Raw genomic sequence first — 15,021 nt, forward strand, 5'->3', positions numbered from 1 at the left:
CTTAATTTATTAAGGATCTAACTATGCTAAATAAATCGGAGGGTAGCATACCTCGCTGCCCGTCTCGCTCACTGGCGATATCACCGGCTTTAGCGTGCAGTGTTACGCCATATCGCGCTGCCTCATCTATATCGAGGCCTTGAGCGCATAATGCACCTATAATACCGGTGAGTACATCGCCACTACCACCAACGGCCAGTGCTGCGTTACCGTCTTCACACACCCACGTATTCTCAGCATTATCAATTAATGTTCCGGCTCCTTTTAATACGCAAGTAGCGTTATAGCGCTTAGCACACAGTCGAGCATTCTCAAACCTATTTGACTCAACATCCACAATAGTTTTACTTAATAGCCTGGATGCTTCTCCTGGGTGCGGTGTAAGTACACATTGCTTTAATGTGTACGATGAGGCTTGCTTGGCTAATAAATTTAGCGCATCGGCATCAATAACCAGTGGCATGTTATTAGTTTGGCAGTAATATATAACCTCCTCAAAGGTTTTTTGTGCCCATTCATCCTGCCCCAGACCTGGCCCTATTACTACGCAGCTAGCCCACTCAAGCGCTTCTTTTAGATTAGTACTGGTTACCATTAATTCTGGCCTACCAATGCTTACAGGCACTACAGAACTTGAATGTGTATACACTTTTACCATACCCGCACCTGCTCTAAGTGCGGCCTCGCTGGATAATCTAATTGCGCCAGCCGTCCCCTCATTACCACCTACACAGAGGAGTTTACCATGAGTTCCTTTATGGCTATTTAGGTTACGCGCACCAAGCTTTTTAAAGCTCTTAATATTTATAAGTGTGCCGCTTGAAGTAGCGAGCTCAAAAAATGCAGGTCCAATATTTAGATCGTCAAATATTAACTCCCCGCAATGTTGTTTACCTATAGCCGTTGTTAGCCCCTGCTTAATACCAACAAAGGTTATTGTTTTACTTGCTTGTATAGCAATACCTAAAGGTTGGCCAGTATCTGCGCTGATGCCTGAAGGCACATCTATACTCAATACAGGTTTATTACAGACATTAATTTCATGAATAATTTGAGCAAAATTATCGCGAACCGAGCTTGTGATCCCTGTACCTAGCATTGCATCTATAATTAAATCACTTCGGTTTAATAACTCACTCGTATAAGCATTAACTTCACCGCCTTCATCACGCCATAACTTAAACGCTTTTGCAGCATCTCCTGTTAGTGATTTTTCAGGGTTAACGGCACACAAAGTTACTCGCTTACCCGCTTGCTTAATTAGGCTCGCGGTAATATAAGCGTCACCAGCGTTATTACCATGCCCTACAACAACTAACGTATGCTCTGCATTAAAGTCTTGCCAAGCGTTGAATGCAGCGTGCCCAGCGCGCTGCATGAGGGTAAATAACTCACAATGGCTATTATTAGCAGCTAGTGCCTCGTTATCCCTAACTTCTTTTGCAGTAAATATTAGTTTATTTAGCATGAAGACCCCTCTAATAAGTGACACCCAACCTTATCAAATACACATATCAAGCGGCTAGTTTTGTGAGCTTTTAATCGAGGTAAGTTCGTTTATTCAAACGTACTAAAGATCACATATTTATCCGGGTCAGATAACTGAAAACTAATCACTTTTATTCAGGTATTAAAAACTTAAACGCTAAATATTACTCATTGAACGTTGCTACAAAGCACCTACGCCTGAGGTAAATGCGCCACCTTCACGTGAGGCAAATTGCAGGCATTAAAAAACCCGAGACTAAGCTCGGGTTTTTTAGCATTAATTAACTTAAACGTTAACTATTACTCGTTGAGCGTTGCTACAAAGCACCTACGCCTAAGGTAAGAGCGCCACCTTCACGTGACGTAAATTGCAGGCATAAAAAAACCCGAGACTAAGCTCGGGTTTTTTTAGTATTAATTAACTAAAACGTTAATTATTACTCGTTGAGCGTTGCTACAAAGCACCTACGCCTAAGGTAAGAGCGCCACCTTCACGTGACGTAAATTGCAGGCATTAAAAAACCCGAGACTAAGCTCGGGTTTTTTTAGTATTAATTAACTTAAACGTTAATTATTACTCTACGATAGTTGCTACAACACCAGCACCTACAGTACGGCCACCTTCACGGATAGCAAAACGAAGACCTTCATCCATCGCGATTGGTGCGATTAGAGTTACTGTCATCTTGATGTTATCACCAGGCATTACCATTTCTACGCCTTCTGGTAACTGTACGTCACCAGTTACGTCAGTTGTACGGAAGTAGAACTGTGGACGGTAACCTTTGAAGAATGGAGTATGACGACCACCTTCATCTTTAGAAAGTACGTATACTTCTGAAGTGAATGTAGTGTGTGGGTTGATTGAACCAGGCTTAGCTAGTACTTGACCACGTTCAACGTCTTCACGCTTAGTACCACGTAATAGTGCACCAATGTTCTCACCAGCACGACCTTCGTCAAGAAGCTTACGGAACATTTCAACACCAGTACAAGTAGACTTAGTAGTCTCTTTGATACCAACGATTTCAACTTCGTCATTCACGTTGATGATACCGGCTTCAACACGACCTGTTACAACAGTACCACGACCTTGGATTGAGAAAACGTCTTCGATAGGCATGATGAATGGCTTATCGATGTCACGCTCTGGCTCTGGGATGTAAGAATCTAGTGCTTCTGCAAGCTCTACAATCTTGTCTTCCCATTGCTTCTCGCCTTCAAGTGCTTTAAGTGCAGAACCTTGAATTAGTGGTAAGTCGTCACCTGGGAAATCGTACTCAGAAAGAAGTTCACGAACTTCCATTTCTACTAGCTCAAGTAGCTCTTCGTCATCAACCATGTCACATTTGTTCATGAATACGATGATGTAAGGTACGCCAACCTGACGAGAAAGAAGGATGTGCTCACGCGTTTGTGGCATTGGGCCATCAGTCGCAGCTACTACTAAGATAGCGCCGTCCATTTGTGCAGCACCAGTGATCATGTTTTTAACATAATCGGCGTGACCTGGACAATCTACGTGTGCGTAGTGACGAGTTGGTGTGTCGTACTCAACGTGTGAAGTTGAGATAGTGATACCACGCTCGCGCTCTTCTGGAGCGTTATCGATTGATGCGAAATCTTTAGCAACACCGCCGTATACTTTTGCAAGTACGTTAGTGATTGCTGCAGTTAGTGTAGTTTTACCGTGGTCAACGTGGCCGATTGTACCAACGTTTACGTGCGGTTTTACGCGTTCAAACTTTTCTTTTGCCATCTTAAAAAATTCCTAATTAAGAAATTAAAGCCTGACTCACTATTGAGCCAGACAAGCTAAAATCATATTACAGCGCGAGCTGAAATTATTGTATCTGCAACCTGCTTTGAGGCTTCAGCGTACTTCAAAAACTCCATAGAGTAAGAAGCACGACCCTGAGTTGCAGAACGTAAAGCAGTCGCATAACCGAACATTTCAGACAGTGGAACTTGCGCATTTATTTGCTTAAGTCCACCAAGTGCATCTTCCATGCCCTCGATCATGCCGCGACGACGGTTTAAGTCGCCAACTACATCACCCATGTTTGAGTCAGGAGTGATTACCTCAACCTTCATTAGTGGTTCTAAAAGAACTGGGTTTGCTTTAAGCGCACCGTCTCTCATAGCTAATGAACCTGCAATTTTAAATGCCATTTCATTCGAATCTACATCATGGAACGAACCATCATATAAAGTCGCTTTAACGCCAAGTAAAGGATAGCCTGCCAGTACACCTTGAGACATTTGCTCTTGGATACCTTTGTCTACCGCTGGGATGTATTCTTTAGGAACTGATCCACCTACGGTTTCGTTAACGAATTCGTAAATTGGAGAATCATCATCCGAAATATCCATCGGTTCAAGCTTCAACCAAACGTGACCATATTGACCACGACCACCTGATTGACGAATGAACTTTCCTTCAACTTCTACAGTTGAACGAATAGCTTCACGATATGAAACCTGCGGCTTACCAACGTTACATTCAACACTGAATTCACGTTTCATACGGTCGACGATAATATCTAGGTGAAGTTCACCCATACCAGAAATAATTGTCTGGCCTGATTCTTCGTCAGTTTGTACGCGGAAAGACGGATCTTCGGCCGCTAGTTTACCTAGCGCGATACCCATCTTGTCCTGGTCAGCGATTGTGCGAGGCTCAACCGCAACAGAGATAACTGGTTCTGGGAATTCCATACGCTCAAGCGTAATAATTGAATTCGGAGCACACAGTGTCTCACCTGTTGTAACGTCTTTAAGACCAATAGCCGCCGCGATGTCGCCTGCGTAGACTTCTTTGATCTCTTCACGAGAGTTTGAATGCATCTGTACGATACGGCCAAGTCGCTCACGCTTACTTTTAACTGGGTTGTATACCGCGTCACCCTGTTTAACAGTACCAGAGTAAACACGGAAAAAGGTTAAAGTGCCAACAAACGGGTCTGTTGCAATTTTAAATGCAAGTGCAGCAAACGGCGCTTTATCATCAGCTGGACGTTCCTCTTCGGTACCATCTTCTAAGATACCTTGGATTTGTTTAACTTGTTCTGGTGAAGGCATATATTCTACAACGCCGTCAAGCACCGCTTGAACACCTTTGTTTTTAAATGCGCTTCCACAAGTTACTGGAACAATCTCATTGGCCAATGTGCGTTGACGTAAAGCATTTTTAATTTCTGCTTCACTTAACTCTTCACCTTCTAAGTATTTGTCCATTAGTTCTTCTGAGGCTTCAGCAGCGCTTTCAACTAAATGAGAGCGCCATTCTTCAGCTGACTCAAGAAGGTCTGCCGGTATTGCCTCATATGTGAAAGTCATACCCTGGTCCGCTTCGTTCCAGTTAATCACTTTCATTTTTATAAGGTCAATAACACCTTTAAAGTCGTCCTCAGCGCCTACTGGCAACTGAATAGGAACAGGCGTTGCTCCAAGACGAGATTTCACCTGGCTAACAACAGCTAAAAAGTCAGCGCCCGTGCGATCCATTTTATTTACGAAGATCATTCTTGGAACTTCGTATTTGTTCGCTTGACGCCAAACTGTTTCAGTTTGCGGCTGTACACCAGAAGAAGCACAAAGCACAACTACCGCACCATCAAGTACACGTAAAGAACGCTCTACTTCGATAGTGAAATCTACGTGTCCTGGAGTATCAATAATATTGATACGATGGGCGTCAAATTGAGCGTCCATCCCTTTCCAAAAACACGTTGTTGCAGCAGAAGTGATTGTGATACCACGCTCTTGTTCCTGCTCCATCCAGTCCATAGTTGCAGCGCCATCATGTACTTCACCGATCTTATGAGAAAGACCTGTGTAGAACAGAACACGTTCTGTTGTGGTGGTTTTGCCTGCATCTACGTGAGCTACTATGCCGATATTACGGTAGCGCTCAAGTGGAGTTGTACGTGCCATATGATCCTCTTAAAGGTTAAGGACAGATTACCAACGGTAATGAGCGAATGCTTTATTCGCTTCAGCCATACGGTGAACGTCTTCACGTTTCTTAACCGCAGTGCCTTTATTATCAGCAGCGTCAACGATTTCTTGAGCTAAACGTAAGCCCATAGATTTTTCGCCACGCTTACGTGCAGCGTCTACTAACCAACGCATACCTAATGCGTTGCGACGAACTGGACGTACTTCAACTGGTACTTGATAAGTTGAACCACCAACACGGCGAGATTTAACCTCTACCTGTGGACGGATGTTATCAAGTGCAGATTCAAAGATTTCTAGGTGCGACTTGCCTGATTTCTCAGCAGCCACGTCTAGCGCACCATAAACAATTTTTTCAGCAGTAGATTTCTTGCCGTCTAACATTACGATGTTAACGAATTTAGCAAGAAGTTCCGATCCGAACTTAGGATCTGGAAGAATTTTACGTTGACCTATTACGCGTCTTCTAGGCATTTTGTATCTCCGGTTTATTCAGGTTTGCTCTTTCGAGTCAATCACCCAAAACAATAATTAATAATATTTAGTGCTTGGCCTTACTAACGGAATACAATTACCCTTTAGGGCGTTTTGCACCGTATTTAGAACGAGCTTGACGACGGTCGCTAACGCCTGCACAGTCAAGTGCACCACGTACAGTGTGAAAACGCACACCTGGTAAATCTTTAACACGACCACCACGGATTAGGATTACACTGTGCTCTTGAAGGTTATGACCTTCACCACCGATGTAAGATGTTACTTCGAAACCGTTAGTTAAACGTACACGAGCTACTTTACGTAACGCTGAGTTTGGTTTCTTAGGTGTAGTTGTATATACACGAGTACATACACCGCGCTTTTGCGGACACGCTTTTAGTGCAGCTGAGTTACTTTTCGTAACCTTGCTACGGCGTGGCTTACGCACTAGCTGGTTAATAGTTGCCATTTAAATAGCTCCTGAAATTAAAATTACTACTGAAAAAAATAAAAAATCCGCCCTTTATTACCTGCCTACGATAAGCACACAAGTAAATGGGTGGCGGAATTTTAATGAGCAAAGTTTAACCTGTCAACCTAAACTAATCGTAAGACAGCACTTAACTGCCTTACGTTCTCTTAATCTATTGATTAAGAACAGTTTATTGATTTCCAGACAAATCAGCATTTAGTGCATCAGTTAGTGCTTGAGTTGCCTCTTCAGCGCTTACTGTTTGCTCTTCTACTACTTCTTTGCTTTGTTTACGGCGAGCCATACGATCTTGATGATACGCAAAACCGGTACCGGCTGGGATCAAACGACCCACAATTACGTTTTCTTTCAGACCGCGAAGCTCATCGCTCTTACCATTCACTGCTGCATCTGTAAGAACACGTGTTGTTTCTTGGAAAGACGCTGCAGAGATGAAAGATTCTGTTGCTAGTGATGCTTTAGTAATACCCATTAACTGGATTTCAAACTTCGCTGGGATCTTACCTTGTTTTTCAAGGTCACGGTTTGCGATATTAACGCGCGCCACTTCGATTTGTTCACCAGCTAAGAAGTCAGTATCACCACCGTGTAAAATGGTACATTTACGTAACATTTGACGGATAATTGTTTCAATGTGCTTGTCATTGATCTTAACGCCTTGCAAACGGTAAACCTCTTGCACTTCGTTAACAATGTAGTTAGCAACATGAGTCACACCACGTAGGCGTAAGATGTCATGTGGTGATTCAGGACCATCGGCGATTACTTCACCTTTAGACACTTGTTCACCTTCAAACACGTTAAGTTGACGCCACTTAGGAATCATTTCTTCGTAATGATCGCCTTCAGCTGGAGTAATAACTAAACGCTTCTTACCTTTAGTCTCTTTACCGAAGCTAATAGTACCGGTGATTTCAGCTAAGATAGCTGGATCTTTTGGCTTACGCGCTTCAAATAAGTCGGCTACGCGTGGTAGACCACCCGTGATATCACGAGTTTTAGAGCCTTCTTGCGGGATACGTGCTAACACGTCACCTGGGTTTGCAGTCGCACCGTCTGTTACTTCAATCGTTGTGAATGAAGGAAGACGTGTTTCTTGCAGACCACGCTCATCACTTTCGATGATAAGTTTAGGCTCTTTAGCATTCGCTTTAGCAAGGTCTTTAACTACGATACGAGTCAAACCAGTTAGTTCATCGGTTTGTGTCTCTGTATTCGAGTCATCGATATCGCTAAACGATACTTTTGATTTGTGCTCAAGAACGATTGGGTGACTATGCGGGTCCCAAGTAGCAACAATGTCGTTACCTTGAACTTCTGCATTGTCTTGAACTGTTAATACTGCACCATAAGGTACTTTATAACGCTCTTTTTCACGGCCATGACTATCGATGATAGTGATTTCCGTTGAACGAGACGTAATAACAATCTTACCGTCTGTATTTAATACATACTTAGCATTGTGAAGTTTTAATGTACCGTTAGTTTTAACTTGTACATTATTTTCAGCTGACGCTCGAGATGCCGCACCACCGATGTGGAATGTACGCATCGTAAGCTGTGTACCCGGCTCACCAATTGACTGTGCCGCGATAACACCTACTGATTCACCTGCGTTGATGATATGACCACGTGCAAGGTCACGACCATAACAGTTAGCACATACACCAAAGTCATTATCACATGTGATAACTGAGCGTACGCGTACTTCATCAACCGAGTGCTCTTCTAAAAGGTCACACAGTTTTTCATCAAGCATGATATTACGTTCTACAAGTACAGTATTAGTACCTGGAATAACAACATCTTCAGCTACAACACGACCTAGTACACGTTCGCGAAGCGCTTCTACAACATCACCACCTTCAATAAGCGGTTTCATTGTTAAGCCATCTTCTGTGCCACAGTCGTCTTCGTTGATTACCAAATCTTGTGCTACGTCTACTAGACGACGCGTTAAGTAACCCGAGTTCGCTGTTTTCAGTGCTGTATCGGCTAGACCTTTACGCGCACCGTGAGTTGAGATGAAGTACTGAAGTACGTTTAGACCTTCACGGAAGTTAGCCGTGATTGGTGTCTCGATGATTGAACCATCTGGACGTGCCATTAGACCACGCATACCTGCTAGCTGACGGATCTGAGCGGCACTACCACGAGCACCTGAGTCGGCCATCATAAACACTGAGTTAAATGACGGTTGCTCTACTTCTTCACCTTTCGCGTTGGTTACTGTGTCTTTCGACAAGTTAGCCATCATCTCACGTGATAAGTTTTCATTTACACGTGACCAGATATCGATAACTTTGTTGTACTTCTCACCAGCCGTTACAAGACCTGATTGGAATTGTTGATTGATTTCAGTTACTTCAGCTTCTGCTGATTCAATGATCTGCGCTTTAACCGGTGGGATAACTAAGTCATCGATACCGATAGAAACACCAGACTTCATTGCGTAATGGAAACCGGTGTACATAACTTGGTCAGCAAACACAACGGTGTCTTTAAGGCCTAAGCGACGGTAACACTCATTCAACAAGCTAGAAATCTGCTTTTTACCTAGTGGCTGGTTGATTGACTCAAACGGCATACCAGTTGGTAAAATTAGAGACAGAATTGCACGACCTACCGTTGTTTCGATAACCGTTGTAGTATCTTCTACTACACCGTGCTCGTTAGCAACTGACTGGCTAATACGTACTTTCACAATAGCGTGAAGGTCTGCATTACCGCTACGGTATGCTTTTTCTGCTTCTTTAGGATCTTTAAATATTGCGCCTTCGCCTTTTGCGTTGATGCAATCACGGGTCATGTAGTAAAGACCCAATACAACATCCTGTGAAGGAACGATGATTGGCTCACCATTCGCAGGAGATAGAATGTTGTTTGTTGACATCATCAATGCACGTGCTTCAAGCTGTGCTTCGATTGTTAACGGTACGTGTACCGCCATTTGGTCACCATCGAAATCGGCGTTGTAAGCCGCACATACTAATGGATGCAAATGAATCGCTTTACCTTCGATAAGCACAGGCTCAAACGCTTGGATACCCAAACGGTGAAGTGTTGGTGCACGGTTTAGTAATACCGGATGTTCACGAATTACTTCGTCTAATACATCCCATACTTCCGCTACTTCACGCTCTACCATTTTCTTAGCAGCTTTGATTGTCGTAGCCATGCCGCGACGCTCTAGTTTGCCGTAGATAAACGGTTTGAATAGCTCAAGTGCCATCTTCTTAGGAAGACCACATTGGTGAAGCTTAAGTGTAGGACCTACTGTGATTACAGAACGGCCTGAGTAATCTACACGCTTACCAAGTAAGTTCTGACGGAAACGACCTTGCTTACCCTTGATCATATCAGCAAGAGATTTAAGCGGACGCTTGTTAGAACCTGTAATAGCACGACCACGACGACCGTTATCAAGTAGCGCATCTACCGCTTCTTGTAACATACGTTTTTCGTTTCGTACGATAATGTCTGGTGCAGCTAAATCTAATAGACGCTTAAGACGGTTATTACGGTTAATAACACGACGGTAAAGGTCATTTAGATCAGATGTCGCAAAACGACCACCGTCTAGTGGTACTAATGGACGTAGATCAGGTGGCAATACTGGAAGTACTGTCATGATCATCCACTCAGGGTTATTACCTGATTGGTGGAATGATTCCATTAACTTAAGACGTTTAGTGATTTTTTTACGCTTAGTTTCAGAGTTAATTGTTGGTAACTCTTCACGCATCTCAGCAATTAATTGGCCAAGATCAAGTTCACGAAGCAAGTCTAAAACTGCTTCAGCACCCATCTTCGCTTCAAACTCATCACCGTGCTCTTCTAATGCATCTAGGTACTCTTCTTCACCTAGTAACTGACCACGCTCAAGCGTTGTCATACCAGGCTCAGTTACTACGAATGATTCGAAGTAAAGAACACGTTCAATATCACGAAGCGTCATATCTAGCATTAAGCCGATACGTGACGGTAATGATTTTAAAAACCATATATGTGCTACTGGGCTCGCAAGGTCAATATGACCCATACGATCACGACGCACTTTGGTCAGTGTAACTTCAACGCCACACTTCTCACAGATCACACCACGGTGTTTAAGGCGTTTATATTTACCACATAAACACTCATAATCTTTCACTGGGCCGAAAATACGGGCACAGAATAAGCCATCGCGCTCAGGCTTGAAAGTACGGTAGTTAATAGTCTCAGGTTTCTTTACTTCACCGTATGACCATGAACGAACCATGTCTGGTGAAGCAAGACCAATGCGAATTGCATCGAATTCTTCGGTCTTATTTTGTTGCTTCAGAAACTTAAGTAAGTCTTTCACCTTAGCTCTCCTGTCGGAGTTAATCTCGAGGACGGGTAATCTCGTCCCTACATTCTATTCAGCCGTAACAGATGCTGCAGCGTCAACTGCAGCATCTAATTGGCTTAATTTTCTTCCAACTCGATGTTGATACCCAGTGAGCGGATTTCTTTCAACAATACGTTGAACGATTCTGGCATACCTGGTTCCATCTTGTGGTTACCATCAACGATGTTTTTATACATCTTAGTACGACCATTCACGTCATCCGATTTCACTGTTAGCATTTCTTGTAGAGTGTAAGCAGCACCGTAAGCTTCAAGTGCCCATACTTCCATCTCACCAAAACGCTGGCCACCGAACTGTGCTTTACCACCCAGCGGCTGCTGAGTAACAAGGCTGTAAGAACCAGTAGAACGTGCGTGCATCTTATCATCAACCAAGTGGTTAAGTTTAAGCATGTACATGTAACCAACAGTTACTTGACGTTCAAACTGATCGCCAGTACGGCCATCATAAAGTGTAACCTGACCACTTCTAGGGTATCCACCAAGCTCTAGCATGTCTTTGATTTCGTCTTCTTTAGCGCCATCAAATGCAGGAGTAGCGATTGGTAAACCACCTTTTAAGTTTTCAGCTAGGCGACGAATTTCGTCATCAGAGAAACTTGCAATGTCTACAACTTGGCGAGATTCACCAATTTCGTAAGCTTGCTTGATGAATTCACGTAGCTCATGAAGCTCACGTTGCTCTTTCATCATTTCTTCTAAACGTTCACCGATACCACGTGCAGCAAGACCCATATGTGTTTCAAGGATCTGACCGATGTTCATACGCGATGGTACACCTAGTGGATTTAGTACGATATCTACCGTACGACCTTTATCATCGTATGGCATATCTTCTACTGGTACGATAGTCGAGATAACACCTTTGTTACCGTGACGACCCGCCATTTTATCACCCGGTTGGATACGACGTTTAACAGCTAGGTATACTTTAACAATTTTAAGTACGCCTGGTGCTAAGTCATCACCTTGAGTAATTTTACGACGTTTGTTTTCAAACTTCTTGTCGTATTCAGCTTTAAGTTCATCGTACTGTGCAGCTAGTTGCTCAAGTTCAGCTTGCTTATCTTCTTCGGCAAGGCTTTGAGTTAATAGTTTTTCAGCATTTAATGACACTAAGTTGTTTTCATCAAAGCCTGCAGCTACAAGTAGCTTACGAGCGCGTTCTAAAACGCCAGCTTCAAGAATACGGAACTCTTCGTTGAAGTCTTTCTTCGCTTCGCGAAGCTGCATGTCTTCAACCTCTAACGCACGCTTATCTTTTTCAACACCGTCACGGGTGAAAACTTGCACGTCAATTACTGTACCAGTTACAGAGTTTGGTACACGTAAAGAGCTGTCTTTAACGTCAGATGCTTTTTCGCCGAAGATAGCACGCAGTAGCTTCTCTTCAGGTGTAAGCTGTGTTTCGCCTTTCGGAGTCACTTTACCTACTAGAATATCGCCGCCTTTAACTTCAGCACCAATATAAACAACGCCTGATTCATCAAGCTTGCCTAGTGCAGATTCACCCACGTTAGGGATATCTGCAGTGATCTCTTCTGGACCTAATTTAGTATCACGGGCAACACACTGTAGTTCTTGAATATGGATAGTCGTTAAACGATCTTCTTCAACTACGCGCTCTGATAGTAAGATTGAATCCTCGAAGTTATAACCGTTCCATGGCATGAATGCCACGCGAAGGTTTTGACCAAGGGCTAAGTCACCTAAGTCAGTCGAAGGACCATCTGCTAACACGTCACCACGAGTAACCGGTTCACCAACCATGCACGTTGGTTTTTGGTTAATACATGTATTTTGGTTAGAACGTGTGTACTTGGTTAAGTTGTAGATGTCGATACCCGCTTCACCAGGGATGCGTTCTTCTTCATGTACGTTTACAACGATGCGACTTGCGTCGGCATACATTACTTCACCACCACGTTTTGCAACAATCGTTACACCAGAATCTTTCGCTAGTGTTAACTCAATACCTGTACCTACTAACGGCTTATCCGCTTTCAATGTTGGTACTGCTTGACGTTGCATGTTTGAACCCATCAATGCGCGGTTAGCATCATCGTGTTCTAGGAACGGGATAAGTGCTGCTGCTACAGAGATCACCTGTTGTGGTGATACATCCATATATTGCTGGTCCATGCGACCCATAAAGGTTGATTCACCTTTGTGACGACATGGAATAAGTTCATCTACAAACTCATTGGTTTCAGTTAAGTTTGAGTTCGCCTGTGCGATAACAAACTGGCCTTCTTCAATGGCTGATAAGTAATCAACTTCATCAGTTACTACACCGTCTACCACTTTGCGGTAAGGTGTTTCTAAGAAACCGTAGTCATTTGTACGTGCGTACGTAGACAATGAGTTAATTAGACCGATGTTTGGACCCTCAGGCGTCTCGATTGGACATACGCGACCGTAGTGAGTTACGTGAACGTCACGTACTTCAAAGCCAGCGCGCTCACGTGTTAGACCGCCCGGACCTAATGCAGAAATACGACGCTTATGCGTTACTTCTGATAGCGGGTTATTTTGGTCCATAAACTGTGATAACTGAGACGAGCCGAAGAACTCTTTAACCGCTGCCGAAATAGGCTTAGCGTTAATAAGATCTTGTGGCATTATCGCGTCAAGGTCACCTAAGCTTAAACGCTCACGTACAGCACGTTCTACACGTACTAGACCAACACGGAATTGGTTCTCAGCCATTTCGCCAACACTACGTATACGACGGTTGCCTAAGTGGTCGATATCATCAACATCGCCTTGACCGTTACGAATAGCAATTAATACTTTCATAACAGACACGATGTCTTCTTTGCTTAATGTGCCAGGGCCTGTGTCAGAATCGTAACCAACACGGCTATTAAACTTCATACGACCAACAGTTGATAGATCGTAACGTTCTTCAGAGAAGAACAAGTTTTGGAATAAGGCTTCAGCCGCGTCTTTCGTCGGTGGCTCGCCTGGGCGCATCATGCGATAAATTTCTACTAGTGCTTCTAAACGGTTGCTTGAAGAGTCAATGTTCAATGTATTTGACATGTAAGCACCGCTGTCCACTTCATTGATGTACAACGTATCAATAGTAGTGTGACCGGCTTTAACTAATTCAGCCATAAGCTCAAGAGTTAATTCATCATTCGCGTTTGCAATAACTTCACCCGTTGATTCATCAACGTAGTTTTTAGAAATAATACGGCCAATGATGTACTCATGAGGTACTTCTAACTGAGTAATGCCTTTTTTCTCGATACTCTTGATGTGACGAGCCGTAACACGACGCCCGCTTTCAACAAGTACTTCACCGTCTTCGCCTTTGATATCAAAAGCGGCAGTTTCACCACGTAAACGTGAAGGTACAAGTTCCATTAGAACTTTACCGTCAGCTACTTCAAACGCAGTAGTATCGAAGAAGATATCTAGGATTTCTTCACTAGAGTACTCAAGTGCACGTAAGATGATAGACGCCGGTAATTTACGACGGCGGTCAATACGTACATATAAGTTATCTTTTGCATCAAATTCGAAGTCTAACCATGAACCACGGTAAGGAATAACGCGTGCGTTATATAATACTTTACCTGATGAATGAGTTTTACCGCGGTCGTTATCAAAGAATACACCAGGGCTACGGTGTAGCTGAGAAACGATAACACGCTCTGTACCATTGATTACAAAGGTACCGGTATCGGTCATGAGCGGAATTTCGCCCATGTAAACTTCTTGCTCTTTAATGTCTTTAACTGTGCCTGGAGCTTCTTTGTCCATAACAACAAGACGCAGTTTCACGCGAAGTGGAGCAGAATAAGTCACACCGCGAATTTGACATTCTTTTACATCGAAAACTGGCTCACCAATACGGTAACTTACGTATTGAAGCTCAGAATTTCCCGAGTAGCTTTTTATAGGGAACACAGAACGGAAGGCAGCTTCCAAACCATGATCGCCATCAGCGTCCGGCACTAAGAATTTTTTAAACGATTCTAACTGTGTAGACAGTAAAAAAGGTATATCCAAAACTTGTGGACGTTTACCAAAATCCTTACGGATACGTTTCTTTTCAGAATAAGAGTAAGCCATGGGGTTCCTCAGCTTGCTGATCTTTGACCCGACCTGTTCTTGTAAGAACAGACTTAACTGGCAGCTATGCCAAGATTTACAACATTTTATTGTTGTTCTAATTAAATCCCTTTTCAACACTAGCAAAC

General features: G+C 43.3%; 7 protein-coding genes. All 7 read right to left on the reverse strand.

What is annotated here, in order from left to right:
- Position 1 precedes the first annotated feature (1 nt).
- On the reverse strand, positions 2 to 1,468 hold the full coding sequence (locus PMAN_RS13295; protein WP_010556702.1) for a bifunctional ADP-dependent NAD(P)H-hydrate dehydratase/NAD(P)H-hydrate epimerase: 1,467 nt from the start codon (positions 1,466 to 1,468) through the stop codon (positions 2 to 4).
- Positions 1,469 to 2,062: 594 nt separating this feature from the next.
- Positions 2,063 to 3,247, reverse strand: coding sequence for an elongation factor Tu (gene tuf / locus PMAN_RS13300; protein ID WP_006791257.1), 1,185 nt, complete (start codon positions 3,245 to 3,247; stop codon positions 2,063 to 2,065).
- A gap of 62 nt (positions 3,248 to 3,309) precedes the next feature.
- Positions 3,310 to 5,424 (reverse strand): elongation factor G, encoded by a 2,115-nt coding sequence (fusA, locus tag PMAN_RS13305; RefSeq protein WP_006791258.1) that lies wholly within the window; start codon positions 5,422 to 5,424, stop codon positions 3,310 to 3,312.
- 27 nt (positions 5,425 to 5,451) lie between these two features.
- Positions 5,452 to 5,922 (reverse strand): 30S ribosomal protein S7, encoded by a 471-nt coding sequence (rpsG, locus tag PMAN_RS13310; RefSeq protein WP_004588211.1) that lies wholly within the window; start codon positions 5,920 to 5,922, stop codon positions 5,452 to 5,454.
- Between the two features lie 97 nt (positions 5,923 to 6,019).
- Positions 6,020 to 6,394, reverse strand: coding sequence for a 30S ribosomal protein S12 (gene rpsL, locus PMAN_RS13315; protein WP_002958885.1), 375 nt, complete (start codon positions 6,392 to 6,394; stop codon positions 6,020 to 6,022).
- A gap of 193 nt (positions 6,395 to 6,587) precedes the next feature.
- Positions 6,588 to 10,763, reverse strand: a complete 4,176-nt coding sequence (gene rpoC / locus PMAN_RS13320) for a DNA-directed RNA polymerase subunit beta' (RefSeq protein WP_006791259.1) — start codon at positions 10,761 to 10,763, stop codon at positions 6,588 to 6,590.
- Between the two features lie 104 nt (positions 10,764 to 10,867).
- Positions 10,868 to 14,893, reverse strand: a complete 4,026-nt coding sequence (rpoB, locus tag PMAN_RS13325) for a DNA-directed RNA polymerase subunit beta (protein ID WP_006791260.1) — start codon at positions 14,891 to 14,893, stop codon at positions 10,868 to 10,870.
- Positions 14,894 to 15,021: the final 128 nt, after the last annotated feature.

The sequence above is a fragment of the Pseudoalteromonas marina genome (genome assembly GCF_000238335.3).
Classification (GTDB): domain Bacteria; phylum Pseudomonadota; class Gammaproteobacteria; order Enterobacterales; family Alteromonadaceae; genus Pseudoalteromonas; species Pseudoalteromonas marina.

Excerpts from the sequence above, each read along its gene's own strand:
- PMAN_RS13295 (WP_010556702.1), bottom strand. The coding sequence starts at position 1,468 with ATGCTAAATAAACTAATATTTACTGCAAAAGAAGTTAGGGATAACGAG.
- tuf (WP_006791257.1), bottom strand. The coding sequence starts at position 3,247 with ATGGCAAAAGAAAAGTTTGAACGCGTAAAACCGCACGTAAACGTTGGT.
- fusA (WP_006791258.1), bottom strand. The coding sequence starts at position 5,424 with ATGGCACGTACAACTCCACTTGAGCGCTACCGTAATATCGGCATAGTA.
- rpsG (WP_004588211.1), bottom strand. The coding sequence starts at position 5,922 with ATGCCTAGAAGACGCGTAATAGGTCAACGTAAAATTCTTCCAGATCCT.
- rpsL (WP_002958885.1), bottom strand. The coding sequence starts at position 6,394 with ATGGCAACTATTAACCAGCTAGTGCGTAAGCCACGCCGTAGCAAGGTT.
- rpoB (WP_006791260.1), bottom strand. The coding sequence starts at position 14,893 with ATGGCTTACTCTTATTCTGAAAAGAAACGTATCCGTAAGGATTTTGGT.